This is a genomic window from Bacteroides sp. 214, assembly GCF_010501015.1.
In the GTDB taxonomy this organism is placed as follows: domain Bacteria; phylum Bacteroidota; class Bacteroidia; order Bacteroidales; family Bacteroidaceae; genus Bacteroides.
The window spans coordinates 1-19249 of record NZ_QVML01000018.1 but is presented as its reverse complement, the minus strand read 5'-3'; the positions used below and the strand labels follow the sequence as shown (position 1 = coordinate 19249).

The following is a 19249-nucleotide window of genomic DNA, read 5'->3' as shown; positions in this document are numbered from 1 at the left end:
ATGATAAAACATTATTTGACAGTAGCGTTTCGAAATGTCTTTAAGCACAAGGCACAGAGTATTATAAGTGTTTTAGGGTTGGTAGCTGGCCTTTTCTGCTTTACAACTACGAACTATTATGCCCGTGCTTTATATCGAGGAGACGAGGTATTTCCTAAGTTCGAACGGATGGCAAAACTACACTTGAAGTATGGAGAAAGTCCGCATTTGATGGCTCCTACAAGGGATGTGCCTGCCGGAAAAGAAGATATCGATCAGGTGCTTGCACTCGATTTACACGAGGTTGAATACGCTGCTCAATATAGCACACCGACACGCTACAATATAACAATATCCGGTGAAGATGGCGAAGAATTGCTGTATTATACTACGGCTATGAACGCTAATGTGAATTTTATAAAGATGTATCCCAGTAAGTTTTTAGAAGGAAGTGAACAATTATGTACTTCTCGTCCTCGTTCTGCTTTGATAACACAATCATTTCTTCGCACACTCGGATTTCAGGAATCTGTTGTTGGGAAAACATTTACAGTAGTATCTCGTTTTGATGCGGATTTGGAACCCCAGCAAGTTTATACCATAGCAGGAGTAATAGCAGACTATCCTGGGTATGCTAACTTTACATTGTTTAATAGGAAGGTAGATATTATATTGCTTAATGATGATTGTAATGAAGCTACCTTTATGTTGAAAGAGAAAATAAAATTAAGCGAATTGAATGACCGTTTACAATCATTACAAGTTAAATCATGGCAAGGTCAATATAGTAATTTGATAATTGACTATATAAAAGACCAGCGTCGTGTACCAATTCAATTGATGATTATCGGGTTCATTGGCTTTTTGGTGATGCTATCAGGCGTTATCAACTTCCTGACCTTCTCGATAGGTTCATTTATCAATCGGAACAGAGAATTAAGCCTTCGTAAAACAGTCGGAGCTAATAATGTACATTTCTTTATATTGCTGTTTACTGAGTTGGCAATCATTGTAATAATTGCAGTTTTTGTATTAGTTCCTATTTCGGAAGTTTTTTATCCATACTTATATTCTTTATTACCAACAGAATTTCAATTTTTCTTTATTGATGCTCACGAAGCTATGATACATAATATAGAGTATGGTTTGATTATCTTATTAATCTGTGCAGTAGTTGCATTCATAGCAGTTGTTCGTATTAAGCTAAGCAAAACGCTTATGATTATGCGGCGTGGTAATAGTACCGGACGCAAACATCGACTGCGTAATATGATGCTTGGTTTTCAATTGTTCATTGCTATCATATTTTTGATTGCTGTTGGTACTTGTATTTCGCAAAGCTATTCATTGTCTGGTGAATATGAAACACATGTAGGTGGTAAAGATGCACAACGCGATATTGAGTTGCGATTGTATAAGGATTTTGTATTACGTAAGAATGGAGAAAACATAATCCAGTTTGTTCAGTCTAAAGATTGGGCAGAAGTTGTAGGGGGTATTAAACATGATTTGGTTGATTTTGAACAAGGGGAGTATAGCTATGGTGTTTCCATAGGAAGCGTAACGCCTGGTTATGCAACATTTACTGGCTATAAAGAACTAAAAGAAGTGTTGTCTCGTGATGAATACTTTTGCTTGGTAAATGATAAATTGAAACGATTACTGGAACGCGATTCTACTATGAATGGTGTGCCTGGGAATCATGGTATGTTTTATCCAGTTACAGGTACGGTAAAAATGGAAGAGGGTAAGAACTATACAGCTTATGTTCCGTTTACTGAAGGACTATTAAGTGTAATACATATTCGAGTTAAGCCTACAGCGGATATAAATGAAGCAATAAAAGAACTTTCTGCATTCATGCAGGAATTCTTACCCGTTAATTTTGATCTTCCTATACAGACCACAACAGAAAGCAACAACCACATTGTCTTTCTTTTTAACATACTACTCAGGGTATTTGCTATCTGTGCGATTGTCTGTATATTAATATCTATTTTAGGAATCTACGGAGCAATATCACTTGATACGGAACGTAGGCAAAAGGAGATAGCAATACGTAAAATAAACGGAGCAAGTATTAAATATATATATTGGCTGTTTGGTAAGCTTTATATAACAATCTATGTACTTGCAGTATTTTTTGCGGGGGTAATCGGTTGGTTTGTTATATATCTGATGTCAATCAATCAGAAATTTTTCAAAATAGTGCTTAACCCTAACGACCCCTTGCTCTGGTTGGGTGTGCTTTTTACTTCCGCATTAATCGTATTCTTTACAGTATATTATCGTATTCGTTGTATTTCTCAACTTAACCCTGCCGATATAATTAAAAACGATTAGCAGTATCATTAAACAAATACAAAATGATTACACATTATCTTAAAACAGCACTTCGCAACTTATTGAAGTTTAGGGCTCAAAGCATTTTCAGCATTGTGAGTGTTTCCATAGGGCTTGTCAGTTTTCTCTTTGGCTATCAATGGCTGACGTATGAAACATCTTTCGATAGTTTCTATCCTAAATCCAAGCATATTTATAAGGTGGTTGGTGTAGAATTACAAACAGGCAAGATGGTAGATAAAAACTCTTATGCCTTGATGCAGACACTTCAAACCGATTTTCCTGAAATAGAAGCGGTAATTCCTATTTATAGTCGATATGGATCTACACTTAAAGAAGGTGATAGGGTGCTTGCCGACCCTTTGTTGGAGGAGTTTGTTGATGAACGGTTTTTGCAATACTTTACTCCACAAGTAATATGCGGTAAACCTGCCGAAGACCTGATGCAGCAAGAAACCGACCTCGTTATAACGCGCTCTTACGCTGTGAAACATTGGGGGAGTCCTGAAGAGGCAATAGGGAAAACAATACAGGGAGGATATAAAAGGACATTGGAAGTGGTTGCTGTAATAGAAAACTACCCGGAAAACTCCAACTTTAAGGATCTAGAAGCCTTAATGGTAGATATTCAGACTCGAAGATGGGCAAATAGGATAGAAGAACAGAGGAGATGGACTCAATCTCAAGTATGGATATACATTTGTTTGCACGAAAATGTGAATGTAGAGGCATTTGGCGAAAAAATCTCTACTTATTTGATAGATAACAAACTCAATGAAAACCTGAAGCTTGAACTTATTCCGCTAACCGAAGTACGCCACGCGTTTGCTGCTGATGGTTCTTTTAATATCAACTATATCCGCACCTTTGCGGCAACTACTTTTATACTTCTCATTTGTGTATTCCTTAACTTCCTCAATTTGTGGATGAACAGGGTAAACCAACGCATCAAAGAAATGCGTTTGCGACATGCTATCGGAGCAAAGAAACATACGCTTATCGGGCAGCTACTAACGGAGGTGGTGTTGCAATTCCTCTTCATACTATTGCTGTCATGCTGCATGATTGAGGTATTATTGCCACTACTCTCTACCTTTTTTAATATAACAATGCTACCCGATGGATTGTGGAGAAACTTTTTTATAGCTTACCTTATTGGTCTTATTACAATGCTGCTGCTTTGCTATCCACTCCTGCTCATTTTTATACGAAGGTCGGCGTTGACTCTTTCGGGTGGTGTTCAGGCGCATCATGCATCTATGACGAGAAAAGTGGCAATGACGTTTCAGGTAGGTATTTGTGTAGCGTTTATCTTTAGTGCGTTGAGCATTGGTCACCAGGTTCAATACATGATGAATAAGGAGTTGGGATTTAAAAAAGAAGGACTGCTTTTCTTCAGAATGAGCAATGGTGACAGAGAGGCGACTGTACGTCAGATTGAAACTATTCCACAGATTGAACGGTTTGCGGCTGCCGGTATTTTCTTGATTAGTCATGAACCACGCACAACCAATATCATTGATTGGGAAGGTAAACCGGAAGATTACAAACCTAATTTTCAGATGCTCGATGTAGATAGTGCATTTCTGGCTACAATGAAAATCAATCTATTGGCTGGAGATGCGACCGACGCATTGATAAACGAAGAAGCAGCTCGTGTTATTGGTGGCGATAATCTGATTGGTTCAAAAATTCGTCATTGGGATTACTCTACAAATAGAAGTGGAGAATATGGTATGCGCGAAGTAACGATTAGTGGCATTGTAAAGAACTTCCAGTCGGCAAGCTTTCGTCACCCTGTCATTCCGGTATTGTTACTTCCCGATAATAGACAACGATATCGGGGATATGCGTACTACGCCCGTGTTTCGCCCGATAAGGAAGAGGAGGGTAAGCAGTTAATCTTCGATGCTTTTCGACAAGTAGCTGCCAGTAGCGATCCCGAACCTAAAATAAGTTCTGTTACAGAAGTGCTCAGCAGTTTGCACAAATCGGAAGAGGGTAGCTTGCGGTTGTTTATTATGCTGGCATCGTTGTCGGTCATCATTTCTTTGTTTGGCATTTACTCCATATCACACTCTACGATGCGTCGTCGTCGTAAAGAGATAGCTGTTCGCAAGGTTATGGGTGGAAGTACAAAGAACATCATCCGGATGTTTGCATTTGAATATTTGCAAATTACAGTTATAGCCAACGCTATCTTTATACCTATTGCGTGGCTCTTTGTACATAGCTGGATGCAACAATTCCCTATGCGGGCAACAGTAGGCTGGTTGGAAGTTGTAACAGTACTGATTGTTACCACGCTGTTTGTAATGGCTACAGTGCTGGGACATATCATAAAAGCGTCAAAGGAGAATCCGGCAGATGTTGTAAAGAGTGAATAATAAGATAAAAAATAAACCAATTAAAATAATTACATCATGATTAAAACAGTAGAACTTCAGAAAATCTTCCGTACGGAAGAAGTAGAAACATGGGCATTGAACAAGGTAAACATCGAAATTAAAGAGGGTGAATTTGTTGCTGTAATGGGACCTTCGGGTTGTGGTAAATCCACCTTATTAAATATTCTCGGATTGCTCGATAATCCTACTGGTGGCGAATACTACCTTAATGGAAAAGAGGTGTCTAAGTACACCGAATCACAACGCACCAATCTGCGTAAAGGTGTTATCGGTTTTGTATTTCAAAGCTTTAACTTGATTGACGAACTCAATGTGTATGAAAATATCGAGCTACCATTGTTGTACATGGGTATTTCCTCTTCCGAGCGTAAACAGCGTGTGGAGAAAGCTATGGAGCGAATGGCAATAACACACCGCAGTAAACACTTTCCGCAACAGCTTTCGGGCGGACAACAACAGCGTGTAGCCATTGCCCGTGCGGTAGTTGCCAACCCCAAACTAATACTTGCCGACGAACCTACAGGTAACCTGGACTCCAAGAACGGAAAAGAGGTAATGGGCTTACTTGGTGAACTGAATAAAGAAGGAACCACCATTGTAATGGTAACGCACTCGCAACACGATGCGGGATATGCTGACAGAATTATTAACCTGTTCGATGGTCAGGTAGTTACTGAAGTAAGTATGTAAGCCGTATGATACTACACTATCTAAAAATAGCCTTTCGCAATCTACTGAAGTACAAAACGCAGAGCACCATTAGCGTTATTGGATTGGCTATAGGCTTTACAGCCTTTGTTTTGGGCAGTTACTGGTATTACTGGGAACATACCTTCGATACTTTTCATCCCGATTGGAAGCATACCTATATGATTACCACTAGCGGCATTTCCAAAACTGCAGATGGTAAAGATTTAGAGCTTAGTCAGCTTCATGAAGAAGTAAGGAGCCACTTTGCCACTTTCCCCGAGATAGAACAGATGTGCGCCACAAGCGAGATAAGCTATCGGTCGGATGGAAAGGAAAAGAGTTGGATGGGGCTTCGGGCAGACTCTGCGTTTTTCTCTATGTTTCAAGCTACTTTTAAGGAAGGGAGCATCAGGGGTAATGCCTATAACGGCAAGTCGGTGTTGCTAACCGAAAAGACGGCACGCTTCATCTTTGGCGATAGCCTTTGTACTGACAAACGTTTTCAGGTAAACGAACATCGATCATTTCATATTGCCGGAGTAATACGCGACTATCCGCAGAATACAAACTTTAAGTTTGATTACATTGTATTGGGTGAGGCGAAAAAGAATAATCAGGGACGCAATACGGTGTACGTTCGGGTAAATCCACATGCCGATATCAACTTACTGAGGCAAAAGATAGAGTCATACCGCTTGGATAAGGTGGCTACCCCATACAGCAAACCTGCCGAATGGAGATTTCATTTGCGTTCGCTTCCCGAAGTGCATTTCTGTTGCAACCAGCATCTTTCGGCACGCTTTCGCAATATCAATATCCTTGCTTTTGCGGGACTGCTTGCTTTCGTCAGCGCATTGATGAATCTGTTGGTACTTTTCATTGGACAGCAGCAACGTAAGCTGGGCACTAACCTAACTTTTAGGTTGCTGGGTGCTTCCTTACGCGGACTTACCGGAAAGAAACTTATAGAACTATTGCTGCCGTTGCTCTTTGCATTTTTGCTGGCGTTAGCGCTTATCGAATTGATTTTTCCGTATTATCAGCAATATACGCGAATAGAGAATGACGGTTTCTTTACCGGCATAAACCACTCGTTGGAGCGTGAAGATATCTTCCTGGCAAGTGTCGTTATTGCAGCTTTGTCGGTAGTCGTTTTCTTGGTGGTAAGTTTGTTCCCAATCCTTGTGTTACTAAAACAGAAGAAAGGACATGTGGCATCGCGCTTCTTTCGCAATGGGTTGATAACCGGACAAATTTTCATTGGCTCGCTGTTGCTTATCACTTCGCTGTGTATATATGGTCAGTTTAGCTTTATGTCTAACACCGATAAAGGCATAAAGACAGAGAATATCTGGCAGATAGACCTTGGTTTTAGTGCAGCGAATAGCAAAGATTGTCGCCCTTTCAAAGAAGCATTGCAGAACAACCCGTATATAGAAGATGTTACGGGCTTGGTTATGCCTGTTCTCTCTCAACAAGGTGGAGATAATTACTGTACGTTTATCAGCCACCTGATGATAGAAGGAAGAGATATGGAAGAAAACTCCAAGGACTACCTTGTAATTGTCGACCCCAACTTCCTCTCCTTTTTTGGACTACAAATGAAAGAGGGCGAATGGATAACGAATCTTGGTACGTATGATTATGTGGTGAACGAAACCGGCGCACGTATGCTTGGCGAAGGGGGTCAGGTAGGCAGGCGGATAAACAAACATCCTGATAACCCTATGTCTAACAGTATTTGTGGCGTAATGAAGGACTTCTACTACAGTCCTATGCAGTACCCCATTGATAAACTCTTCTTTGCTATCATGGATGAGGTTAAGTATTACTACTCGCGGCAACAATACTTCTACATCAAAGTACAACCGCAGAACAAAGAGAAGGCTTTGGCGTTTGCTCGTTCTTTGTATAAAGAGTACGAGAAAGAAGATATAGATCCCAGTAAACAGTTCATCTACCTGCCCGACCTAGTAGAGGAGTTCAGTCGCGATGAGAAAACCATGTCGAGCATCTTTACACTTTTAGCGTTGATTTGTATCCTGATATCTTCATTTGGTATCTATTCACTGGTTAGCCTATCGGCAGAACAGAGGAAGAAAGAGATTGCTATTCGCAAAGTAAATGGTGCGGTTTTCAGAGATATTCTGCAGTTGTTTCTGCGGTCGTACTTGTGGCAGTTGGTGGTGGGCAATGCTTTGGCACTTTCGCTGGGATATGTATTTGTACAACACTGGCTCGAAACGTATGCGTATCGGGTAAATATACATGCAGGTTATTATGTTGCTGTATTTGTGGTAACGGGATTGCTAGTTGTACTCTCGGTAGCTGTGCAGGTAAGAAGGGCGGCCGCTCAGAATCCCGCGGAATCTATAAAAGAAAAGTAAAACGAGCCTTTAGGTCTTCACATTCACATATCGCTGTAAGTAAATGACAGTGAATGGGTTATGTGTGAAGACCCCCTCTTTTATCCTTCACAAGGTCTTCACGACCAATTTTCTGACTGTCAGCCATAGGCGCATGCTCCGTCAGCCATAGTCTCACGACCCTTCAGCCATAGGCGCACAATCACTCATCCATAGGCTGAAAAGTAGGCCAACGGATTAACAAGGTTTTTATTGATAGTAAAAATAGTGTTTAAAGAAAAATGCCACGTTACTTTTTATGAGTAAACGTGGCATTTTATATTAGGCTTGATCTTTTCTTAGATGATTCCCATTTTCTTGAAACATACGATTAGCTTATCTACCGCATAATCAATCTGGTCGATGGTATGAGTTGCCATAAGCGAGAAACGAATTAATGTATCTTCGGGCGAACAAGCGGGAGGAATTACCGGATTGATAAATACTCCTTCGTCAAAAGCCATTTTAGTAACAATGAATGTTTTCTCCATGTCGCGCACATAAAGCGGGATGATAGGAGTAGAGGTGTTACCAATTTCGAAACCTGCATCGCGGAAACGCTTTAAGGCATAGTTGGTATTCTTCCACAGGTTCTCAAGGTATTGAGGTTCGTCCTTCATAACATGCAAAGCAGCACGTGCGGCAGCTGTAGATGCCGGAGTAATGCTGGCACTGAATATATAAGAACGGGAATTGTGGCGAAGGTAGTTGATGATAGACTCATCGGCAGCAATAAAACCACCCAGGGAAGCAAATGATTTGCTGAATGTTCCCATGATAAGATCTACATCCGGGGTTAGTCCGAAGTGATCGCACGTTCCACGTCCTTGATTACCAAGTACACCAAGCCCGTGAGCTTCGTCAACCATGATGTTTGCATTATATTTTTTAGCCAGACGCACTATTTCGGGTAAGTTGGCTATGTCGCCTTCCATACTGAAAACTCCGTCTACAACAATCAGCTTAATAGATTCGGGTCTGCACTTGGCAAGTTCTTTTTCAAGCGAAACCATATCGTTGTGTTTGAACTTCAGTGCGGTAGAGAATGATAAACGTCTGCCTTCTACAATTGATGCGTGGTCAAGTTCATCACATATAATATAATCTTCACGGCCGGTAACACAAGAAACCACGCCAAGATTAACCTGAAAACCTGTTGAGTAAATGATTGCATCTTCTTTTCCTACGAATGCGGCAAGTTCTTTTTCTAACTCTATGTGCATATCGAGTGTACCATTGAGGAATCTTGATCCTGCACAGCCGGTACCGTATTTGCGGGTTGCTTCAATAGCTGCTTCAATGACTTTCGGGTGGTTTGTAAGTCCGAGGTATGAGTTCGACCCGAACATTAACACTTTCTTACCACTCATTGTTACCTCTGTATCTTGTTCGCTTTCAATGCAACGGAAATAGGGATATACGCCCTTTTCTTTAATTCGCTGGGGAACGTCGTATTTCGCTAATTTCTCCTGTAATAATCCCATTTGACGATATTATATATAATAATAGGTATAACAACTCTTTGTTGTGTGTTTCAAAATCGGGGTCAAAGATAATAAAATACTTTTAGACATTCTTTTTTTATATGAAAATATTCAATAAACCACTTTAATGTTGCTCATTGTATGCTTAGTTAATGAAGAAAGTGTTATTTTTGTCGTACTTTGATAATAAAATGAAGCATATTAATTTTATAGTAAACCCAATATCAGGTGTTGCCAATAAGGAACTTGCTGTTAAACTCTTTGACAATGTTATTGACAAAGAAAAATATACATGGGAGGTTTTTTATACAGAGAGAGCTGGTCATGCTTCTGAAATAGCTGCTCAAGCTGCTGCAAACAAAACAGATATAGTGGTAGCGGTAGGAGGCGATGGGACTATTAATGAGGTAGCACGTTCGCTTGTGCATACAGAATCGGCACTGGCAATACTTCCTTTTGGTTCCGGAAATGGTCTTGCAAGACACTTACAGATTCCTATTGACGTAAAAAAAGCTTTAAACATAATAAACGAAGGTGTTGTAGCACCGATGGATTATGGGAAGATTAACGACATTCCTTTCTTCTGCACCTGCGGAATAGGATTCGATGCGTTTGTTAGCTTAAAGTTTGCCCAGGCAGGCAAGAGGGGTATGCTTACTTACCTTGAAAAGACATTGCTTGAGAGTCTGAATTACCAACCCGAAACTTATGAGCTGGAAACCGAAGATGGTACACGAAAGCATAAAGCTTTTTTAATAGCTTGTGGCAATGCATCGCAATATGGAAACAATGCGTATATAGCCCCTAATGCTTCGATGAGTGATGGGCTGTTGGACGTTACTATTCTTGAACCATTTACGGTATTGGATGTACCGTCGCTTTCGTTTCAATTGTTTAATAAAACTATTAACCAGAATAGCCATATAAAGACGTTTCAATGCAAGAGTCTTCGTATTCGTCGAAGTAAACCAGGAGTGGTGCACTACGACGGCGACCCCATTATGGCAAACGAAGACCTGAATATTGAAGTGATAAAAGGCGGTATCAATGTTGTAGTCCCTAAAAATATGAAAGAGGGTGCTATGAATATACTCCAAGCTGCGTCGGATTATTTTGCTGGTATGCGCATGCTCAACGAAACTATTGTAGAAGACATTAGTCAGCGAAATAAAAAGATAATCGATAAGAATGTAGCGATAATAAAGAAGCTGACCAAGAAAGATTAAGATCGTGGAGAAAGAGGATTGCAAAATAATCTCTATTTTTGTTGCCTTAATTATAAAATCAAAACAATAAACATATATTATAAAGATGTATAGAACACATACTTGTGGAGAGCTGCGTATCTCCGATGTTAATACCAGCGTTACGCTGGCGGGTTGGGTGCAACGCTCACGTAAAATGGGAGGGATGACATTTGTTGATTTGCGCGACAGATATGGTATTACACAACTCGTGTTTAACGAAGAGGTGAATGCTGCTCTTTGCGAAGAAGCCAATAAATTGGGACGCGAATTTGTAATTCAAATAACCGGAACTGTAAATGAACGTTCTAATAAGAACGCTAATATACCTACGGGTGATATTGAAATCATTGTTTCAACACTCAAAGTACTGAATGCTTCAATAACTCCACCTTTTACTATCGAAGATAATACCGATGGGGGAGACGATATCCGAATGAAGTATCGCTATCTCGACTTGCGTCGTAACTCAGTGCGTGCAAACTTAGAGCTTCGCCATAAGATGACTATTGAAGTACGCAGCTATCTGGATAAGCTAAACTTCCTCGAAGTAGAAACTCCCGTACTGGTTGGCTCTACACCAGAAGGTGCACGTGACTTCGTAGTACCTTCGCGTATGAACCAAGGACAGTTCTATGCTTTGCCACAATCTCCGCAAACGCTGAAACAATTGCTAATGGTGTCGGGCTTCGACCGCTACTTTCAAATAGTGAAGTGTTTCCGTGACGAAGACCTTCGTGCCGACCGTCAACCGGAGTTTACCCAAATAGACTGTGAAATGAGTTTTGTGGAGCAAGAAGATGTATTGAATATCTTTGAAGGCTTGTCCAAACACCTGTTCAAGTCACTCCTAAACATAGAAATAAGCGAACCTTTCCAGCGCATGTCATGGCACGATGCTATGAAGTATTATGGAAGCGATAAACCCGACTTGCGTTTCGGAATGCAGTTTGTGGAACTAATGGATGTGTTGAAAGGTCATGGCTTCCCTGTATTTGATGGGGCCGCCTATATTGGTGGTATATGTGCCGAAGGTGCAGCAAGCTATACCCGCAAACAACTTGACGCATTGACCGACTTTGTAAAACGTCCGCAGATTGGTGCCAAAGGCATGGTGTATGCTCGCGTAGAAGCAGACGGTACAGTAAAATCAAGCGTGGATAAGTTCTATACACAAGAGGTATTGCAACAAATGAAAGCTGCTTTCAATGCAAAACCGGGCGATTTGATTCTTATACTTTCGGGAGATGATGCGATGAAAACACGCAAACAACTCAACGAGCTTCGTTTGGAAGTGGGTTCTCAACTTGGCTTGCGTGATAAGAGGAAGTTTGCTTGCTTGTGGGTGGTAGATTTTCCTTTGTTTGAGTGGGATGACGAATCTGGTCGTTATATGGCGGTTCATCACCCGTTTACTTCGCCAAAGCCCGAAGATATTCACTTATTAGAAAGTGACCCGGGTGCTGTTCGTGCAAATGCGTACGATATGGTTATAAATGGAGTTGAAGTAGGTGGTGGTTCTATCCGTATTTTTGATAGCGAATTACAAGCGCAAATGTTTAAGTTGCTTGGCTTTACACCCGAACGAGCACAGGAGCAGTTTGGTTTCTTGATGAATGCCTTTAAGTATGGTGCACCTCCTCACGGTGGGTTGGCATACGGACTTGATCGCTTTGTATCGCTCTTTGCCGGCTTGGATTCTATCCGTGACTGTATTGCTTTCCCAAAAAATAATTCAGGACGCGATGTGATGCTGGATGCTCCTTCGGTATTGGATCAATCACAATTGGACGAGTTAAGTTTGATTGTTGATGTGAAAGAATAACAACTATAATTTAATACTTATGAAACACAATTACTTGAGATTAGCACTCTTGACGCTTATCTTGGGCTTTTCTCAATTGTTGGTAGCTACAGAGTACTATGTAGCTACCACCGGTTCGGATCAGAACCCGGGAACTAAAGAGTCTCCTTTTGGAACTATTCAAAAAGCAGTCGACGCAGCTGCCCCCGGAGATGTTATTTATGTATTTGGAGGGCGATATAAGCCAACAAAACGTATTCTTATAAACAAAGCAGGTAGGGCTGATGCTCGTATTTGTTTGTTTGGTGTTGCTGGCGAACAAGTAATTATTGACGGCAGCGAGATGGTAGCTAACAGTGAACCTGAGTTCAAAATGTCTCGTTGTATTTATGTCAATCATCTGGGCAACTATTGGCATTTCAAAAACTTAGAAATGTGCAATGCCAAGGACAACGGAATGAAATTGGAAGGAAGCTACAACATTGTAGAAAATTGCCGGTTCTACGATAATAACGATACTGGCCTTCAACTAGGAATGTATAAGGAGTTTACTTATGAAGAAACAAAATCGTTTCCAATCTCGGGAGAGCCTCAATACAATCCTAACTACAGCTACTCAAGCCATAATATTATTCTAAATTGCGACTCCTATTATAATTATGATGCCGTAGGCTATGGTGGCAAGGGAGATGATGGCGGTGACGCCGACGGATTTGCTGCTAAGTTGTTTCCCGGTCCGGGCAACGAGTTTATTGGCTGTCGTGCTTGGAATAACTCGGATGATAACTGGGACTTATACATGGTATATCATCCTGTTTTAATAAAGGATTGCTGGTCATACAAAGCAGGATATGACAAAAATGGCACAGCACGAAAGAATGGAAACGGCTTTAAGCTCGGAGGAGGAGGTTCTGCCGGCGGGATTAACTTCAATCAGTCTGTTGGCGCTCATGTAATTATGAACTGTGTTTCTTTCGGCTCTTTACACAAAGGGTTCGACCAGAACAATGCTCAGGAAGGAATGTATCTTTTCAACAATCTGAGTTTCGACAATGAATATAACTATCGTTTTCCTACCGTCATTGATTATGGTGTGATGTATTTAAGAAACAACGTGGGCTGGGGTGCATCGAAAGAAAACCATGAATTCTTTACACCGGGTAAAGATGGCTATACAAAATACCCCGATAGTGACTATAACTCATGGACAACCTTGGATAGTAGCAGTTCTATTAAAGAAAGCACTAAGGTAAACGGACAAGCCAATAAAACCAAAAACCGCGCCGACCAGTTCGTTAGCTTATCAGAAGCTGATTTCAAAGCTCCTCGCCAAGCAGATGGTTCTCTTCCTGATAATGGTTTTGCTCGCTTAAAAGAGACAAGTGAGTTGGTAGATGCAGGACAAATCATAGCAAACTTTGCTCCGGTAAATTCTATTCCGGCAGATTTGCTACCGTTGCATTATAAAGATATAGCCAATATTACAATTGATTATGCTGGTAAGTCTGCCGATATGGGAGCCTTTGAATTGGAAGACCCTGCTAAAGCAAAACTGAGTTTTGTATCTGGTAGTACAGAACAAACAGTATATATAGGAACGGCCATTGAGCCAATTACCTACAAGTGGGGCGGTGCTACCACAGATGTAACAGTAACCGGTATTGAAGGGACGGGACTTGTGGCAACAAAAAATCCGGATGTCAAAACTGTAGTTATTTCGGGCACCCCGACAGCTACCGTAAATTACTCCGTTACTACTGTAGATGGAGAGAGTCCGGTTACGCTTTCGGGAGTTATCACAGTTTCTACAATTGCTCCCGGAACATTGGTGTGCTCTTCTGATAACTTAAAGCAGACAGTTAATATTGGAGCTGCCATTGAAGACATTATAATAGAATGGGGTGGTGGAGCTACTGATGTTACAGTAACCGACTTACCCGATGGTTTGCAACAAACGAAATCAGGAAACACGTTGAAAATAGTTGGTACACCAAACCAAGAAGGCTCATTTACGGTTACTACTGTTGGAGGAATGAAACCCCTCTCTTTGTCGGGCTCTATAACCCGTGTTGTTCCGTCGAAAGTGCTTACCGGCAATTGGTATTCGATAAACGAATCGTATGAAAAACGCCATGCCGACTTGCAAGGCAATGTTGTAACTCTTTCTTCTGATTCTTATACGTCGTGGAATCCAACGTATACAGAGACGGGTGGTGCTACTCCTTTCGGTCATGCCGGAGCGATTGTTGTAGGACGTAGCGGAGGATATGTACAATTTGAATTGCCCAGCCTGATGGAGCTGAAGGTAAACATGTACACCACCGGTGGACGTACCGTGAATATTCTTTATGGAACTCCCGGCACCGATGTTAGTACCTGGAAAAAATGGGATAGCGGTAGCTTCTCTAAAGGAACATTTAGTGGTTGGGACATGATGGCAAAAGCAGGAATAGAGGAAACAAAAGAGCCGATTGCCGTACGCTTCGTTAACATGGTAAGCGGAGGAGAAATCCGTATTTATGATTTATTCATTCGGGTTTTTGATCAATCACCTTCAACCGGAGTTGCTGAGATCTCAGAAAAAGAAACATTCAAAGTATATCAAACAGAGACAGCGTTTATAAGTTATGGCGACATCGCTTCTATGAAAGTATATAATCTATCGGGACAGTTGGTTTCTCAGTCGGTTATGTCTCAAGCGGTATCTGTTTCCGGATTGGCTCCTGCTGTTTATATCTTGCATATAGTAGATAAGCATGGACGACAAGGAAGAGTGAAGATAGTTAAGAGGTAAGTTTCTTAATGTAGTGCTAATAATAAAGGGGGCGTTTGAGCCCCCTTTATTATTTAATCAATAAACCTTTTCACAATTCCTGCATATTCGTCAATCCTTCTGTCGCGTAAGAACGGCCACCATCTACGCACATTCTCCGAACGTTCCAGATCAACTTCTGCTATCAGGTTCTCTTGCTTCTCATTTCCTGCTTGTATAATGAACTCGCCTTGTGGGCCAGCCACAAAACTATTGCCCCAAAAACTTATTCCATTTGTTTGTCCCGAGGGGTCTTCTTCATGTCCAACTCTATTTACCGAAATAACCGGAAGTCCGTTTGCCACCGCATGTCCGCGTTGAGAAATAATCCACGCATTGAGTTGGCGCGATTTCTCTTCTTCCGTATCCGAACTTTCCCAGCCAATTGCCGTAGGGTAGATGAGCATTTCGGCACCTTTAAGTGCCATCATACGGGCAGCTTCGGGATACCATTGATCCCAACAAACCAATACGCCGAGTTTACCCAGTGACGTTTGAATAGGCTCAAAGCCCAAATCACCCGGAGTAAAGTAGAATTTTTCGTAATATGCCGGGTCGTCGGGTATGTGCATCTTGCGATATTTACCCGCGATACTACCGTCCGTGTCAAAAACTACAGCAGTATTATGGTACAAACCGGGAGCTCTTTTCTCAAACAGAGAGGTTACCAGCACTATGTTGTGTTTAGCTGCAAGATTTGCATAATATTCGGTAGAAGTGCCGGGAATGGTTTCTGCCAAGTCGAAGAGATTGGTGTCTTCTGTCTGACAGAAGTATAAACTATTATGCAGCTCTTGCAAAACTACCAGTTGCGCACCTTTGGCGGCACAATCGGCTATATTCGTAGTTAATTTTTTAATATTCTCGTCTACGTTTGCTGTATTGGATTGTTGAATCAATCCTACTGTAATCTTTCTCATGGCTATTCAATTACGTCTTTAGGATATTGCATGGTTACACAGTGAAGTGACCCATGTTGTTTTATTAATGCGCGGCAGTCAATACCTACTATTTCGTAAGTTGGAAATGCTTCGCGCAATACTTCGGCAGCTATAGTGTCATTTTCCGGTTGGTTGTAGGTAGGGTAGAGTATCGCACCGTTTATAATCAAAAAGTTGGCATAAGTTGCGGGCAAGCGTTCACCGTCTTCAATAATAGCATCTGCCATGGGAAGCGCAAGCAACTTGTAGGGTTCACCGCTTAGTGTACGGAAACCTTTGAGTTGTGCTTCCATAGCAGCAAGTTCCGAGTAATGCTCGTCTGCTGTATCCGTACATTTTACATAAGCAATCGTGTTGTTTGGACAAAGACGTGCCAATGTATCTATATGACTATCAGTGTCATCTCCTGCCAAATAACCAAAGTCTAACCATAGCACCTGCTTTAGATTGAATCTCTTTTTGAGGTATTCTTCTATTGCCTCCCTGTCAAGGTGGGCATTACGATTAGGAGAGAGCAAACATTCACTGGTAGTAAGTATTGTTCCCATTCCATCGCTTTCGATGGAACCACCTTCGAGTACAAAGTTTAAGCAATTTTGATATGTTCCGTGTAACGCAATTGCTTTGACTGCCTCACGCGTAATAAGATTGTCGGCATCTGATGCAAACTTCAGCCCCCATCCATTGAAGGTAAAGTCGAGTAGGATAGGAGTGCCTTCTTCTAATAAAGTTATAGCACCATGATCTCTTGCCCAAGTATCATTGGTAGGACACTCCAGCAAACGCACGTTATCCATGTTTACACGTTTGGCTATTTGTTCTTTCACAACTTCTGGTTCAGGAGTAGCAATTAATACCAATTCGCGTTTGGCTATTTCTGATGCTATCTGGATAAAACACTCGGTTGCCTCATCAAGCATATATGCCCAATCGGTGTCTTTGTGTGGCCAAGTAAGTTGCACACCACTTTGCGGATACCATTCGGCAGGGAGGAAAGTATGTTGGCTCATTTATTTTCTTCTTTAGGTTTGCGGTCAAAAAATGGATTCTTAGAAGATGCGCTGACAGGTATAGCATATACTTGTTTACATCCTTTCAGCCAATTCAGCCGCTGTGCAGCCAATCCGGCAGAGAACATAACACGTGTATCTACCCGTAAATCGGCAGCCATAGCACAAGCCGAACCAAGAGCAATCCCCACATCTACCGAGTTAATAGCGCAAGGAACCCCTTCGCTTCTGGCAGCACAGGTTGCAAAACCACAATGTCCGCAGTTGAGCCCTTGTGCTTCATCGCGCGTACCTATTAATATAATACACTCCGCATTTAATATATTATCCGCGTCTCGCAAGAAAAACTTCATTCCGTTTTCTTTCTCCATTTCGATCAGCGTATCAGAAAGCTTCTGAATTTCTTCTTCGGTAATAACTGCTATTTCAAGAATATCAACACCTCGTCCTTTAGGAGCTGTTCTTGCAGCTGTCATTAGCTGACGTGCTACATCCAACAGGTGTTGGTGGCGACTGTTGCGTTCGTTAATCAACATAATATTTTGTGTGGCTTAAAATTATACGGGCAAAGATAATTATCTTTGGATGAAAAATTGAATAAAAGCTTGCCCGAAAATGGAATTGACCAATAGTATATTGAAAATGATTGCGGATTTGCCAACGCCCGGCTACTTTGTTGTTGTGGAGTTTATACAAACTACAAACAAAATGCCGCAGGGAATTGAACTGTTTATTCAAGGAAAGCTGGAAGCCATTGAGAATGGCGTAACAGGTAGGAAGTTCAAGTATAAAGAGGAAGAATGGGTAATGATGTTTACCTTCTTTCCTACTAACCAAGTGGTGGATGAACGATATGCTTTGAAGAATAAAGTCATAAAAACAAGAGGCTCACGTTGATAGTGAGCCTCTTGTAATTTATTGTAATGTGGTTTTAGAACATATACGCGAATGAAATAGAGAAGTTTCTGTTTTTTATGCCTAAGTTTTCATCATCAGCTTCTATGAGACCAAAGTCGTAACCGAAAGCAAATCTATATTTTTTTGCAATTTCAAATCCGGCTTTCAATCCTAATCCAAAGTCAAAACGCTTAAACCCGTCATCTCCAAATACATCTTCTTTCATACTTTCGCCTTCCGCTTTTACTTTGGCTTTACCAAACAGACCAAATCCCAAATAAGGACCAGCGCTACCAAAAATAGAAAAATCATCGTTAACAGCATATTTATAGCCAAGATGAATAGGTATCTCTAAATAATAAGGGTTTACAGTAAATTTAGCTAGACTCCCTCCATCTATCTCAGCACCTTTTAAGGATAGCAATGCAGCTGCATCAAGATACAAGCCTTCCACTGATTTTGAGAGAGAGAACTCAGCTCTGGCTCCCAAATTGAAACCAATTCTAGAATCAAATCCGGAAATGTTGAAGTTACTTACATTCATACCTCCAACGATACCCCAACGAGTTCCTTCTTGTGCAAAAGCACCACCAACAAAAAGAATTGAAAGAAGTGCAGATAATAATAATTTTTTCATAAAACAGAAAGTTTTTGTGTTTGTCAGACTCTCCAAACTATTAGTTGATTTTAAGAAGCGTGGGTCTGTAATATAATCGCATCTCCTTTTGTGTAGCTTCGATTTATATCTATCGCTTCGTTGATTTAAAATGTTGTTAATGCAAAGCTATAAAGATTTTTTAAGTTATATAGAATGAAAAGTGAACTTTCTTTAATTAAAACCTTAAAAATATGCCGGAACAAACGTTTATTTATTCTCGAATCTACTTTTTATATCTCTTTCAACTCTTGTTTGTTTTACTTTCATTGCCATAAGATTAAAACTACACTGCCATAGTTACTAAGAACTTATTGAACTTCATCTCTGTCGCTTTTGAACTGTATTTATGTTTTTTTGAAAGTAGCCTATTTATCTCTTCACAACTGTGATGATATCTCTTCACAGTTGTGCCGATATATCATCACATATGTGAAGAGATAAAACTGAAACTTGCAAAAGAACAACAATGCAGTGTTATGACTTATACTGAAAGTGGTTGTCAGTTTTTACTGCTTGTTACTAAAAAGGTTGTCGCAATATATCTTTTCATTCTAAAAAGGTTGTCATTCATATC

General features: G+C 40.8%; 13 protein-coding genes. 8 read left to right on the top strand and 5 right to left on the bottom strand.

Annotated elements, in window-relative coordinates; all coding sequences use genetic code 11:
- The 4 genes from D0T50_RS11765 to D0T50_RS11750 are packed head-to-tail and all read left to right on the top strand — an operon-like array spanning position 1 to position 7807.
- Entirely contained in the window at positions 1-2322 is a 2322-nt protein-coding gene (locus D0T50_RS11765) for an ABC transporter permease (RefSeq protein ID WP_163223728.1), read from the top strand.
- A gap of 23 nt (positions 2323-2345) precedes the next feature.
- Positions 2346-4709, top strand: coding sequence for an ABC transporter permease (locus D0T50_RS11760; protein ID WP_163223727.1), 2364 nt, complete (start codon positions 2346-2348; stop codon positions 4707-4709).
- Between the two features lie 36 nt (positions 4710-4745).
- The gene (locus tag D0T50_RS11755) at positions 4746-5420 is read left to right on the top strand and encodes an ABC transporter ATP-binding protein (protein ID WP_163223726.1); all 675 of its coding nucleotides are present in this window, start codon (positions 4746-4748) and stop codon (positions 5418-5420) included.
- 5 nt (positions 5421-5425) lie between these two features.
- Positions 5426-7807, top strand: coding sequence for an ABC transporter permease (locus D0T50_RS11750; protein ID WP_163223725.1), 2382 nt, complete (start codon positions 5426-5428; stop codon positions 7805-7807).
- Positions 7808-8124: 317 nt separating this feature from the next.
- On the opposite strand, the gene D0T50_RS11745 is transcribed toward D0T50_RS11750, so the two are convergent.
- A complete protein-coding gene (locus tag D0T50_RS11745) occupies positions 8125-9309 on the bottom strand; it encodes an aminotransferase class I/II-fold pyridoxal phosphate-dependent enzyme (protein WP_163223724.1) in 1185 nt (394 codons plus the stop codon).
- A 191-nt stretch (positions 9310-9500) separates the two neighbouring features.
- Here D0T50_RS11745 and D0T50_RS11740 point away from each other — a divergent pair, with 191 nt between their 5' ends.
- The 3 genes from D0T50_RS11740 to D0T50_RS11730 all read left to right on the top strand — a co-directional run bounded on the left by D0T50_RS11740 (position 9501) and on the right by D0T50_RS11730 (position 15151).
- Positions 9501-10535, top strand: coding sequence for a diacylglycerol kinase family protein (locus tag D0T50_RS11740; RefSeq protein WP_163223723.1), 1035 nt, complete (start codon positions 9501-9503; stop codon positions 10533-10535).
- 85 nt (positions 10536-10620) lie between these two features.
- A complete protein-coding gene (gene aspS, locus D0T50_RS11735) occupies positions 10621-12378 on the top strand; it encodes an aspartate--tRNA ligase (RefSeq protein ID WP_163223722.1) in 1758 nt (585 codons plus the stop codon).
- 19 nt (positions 12379-12397) lie between these two features.
- A complete protein-coding gene (locus D0T50_RS11730; protein ID WP_163223721.1) occupies positions 12398-15151 on the top strand; it encodes a T9SS type A sorting domain-containing protein in 2754 nt (917 codons plus the stop codon).
- Between the two features lie 53 nt (positions 15152-15204).
- Here D0T50_RS11730 and D0T50_RS11725 read toward each other — a convergent pair whose 3' ends face one another.
- The 3 genes from D0T50_RS11725 to D0T50_RS11715 are packed head-to-tail and all read right to left on the bottom strand — an operon-like array spanning position 15205 to position 17656.
- Positions 15205-16089, bottom strand: coding sequence for a carbon-nitrogen hydrolase (locus D0T50_RS11725; protein WP_163223720.1), 885 nt, complete (start codon positions 16087-16089; stop codon positions 15205-15207).
- 2 nt (positions 16090-16091) lie between these two features.
- The gene (locus tag D0T50_RS11720) at positions 16092-17120 is read right to left on the bottom strand and encodes an agmatine deiminase family protein (protein ID WP_163223719.1); all 1029 of its coding nucleotides are present in this window, start codon (positions 17118-17120) and stop codon (positions 16092-16094) included.
- On the bottom strand, positions 17117-17656 hold the full coding sequence (locus D0T50_RS11715; protein WP_163223718.1) for a ferredoxin domain-containing protein: 540 nt from the start codon (positions 17654-17656) through the stop codon (positions 17117-17119). The genes D0T50_RS11720 and D0T50_RS11715 overlap by 4 nt, the downstream gene beginning before the upstream one ends.
- A gap of 79 nt (positions 17657-17735) precedes the next feature.
- On the opposite strand from D0T50_RS11715, the gene D0T50_RS11710 reads away from it, so the two are divergent.
- Positions 17736-18017: a hypothetical protein gene (locus tag D0T50_RS11710; protein WP_163223717.1), complete on the top strand. Its 282-nt coding sequence runs from the start codon at positions 17736-17738 to the stop codon at positions 18015-18017.
- Positions 18018-18051: 34 nt separating this feature from the next.
- Here D0T50_RS11710 and D0T50_RS11705 read toward each other — a convergent pair whose 3' ends face one another.
- Positions 18052-18654 carry a porin family protein gene (locus tag D0T50_RS11705; protein ID WP_163223716.1) on the bottom strand — a complete coding sequence of 201 codons (603 nt, stop codon included), beginning with the start codon at positions 18652-18654 and terminating at the stop codon, positions 18052-18054.
- Positions 18655-19249: the final 595 nt, after the last annotated feature.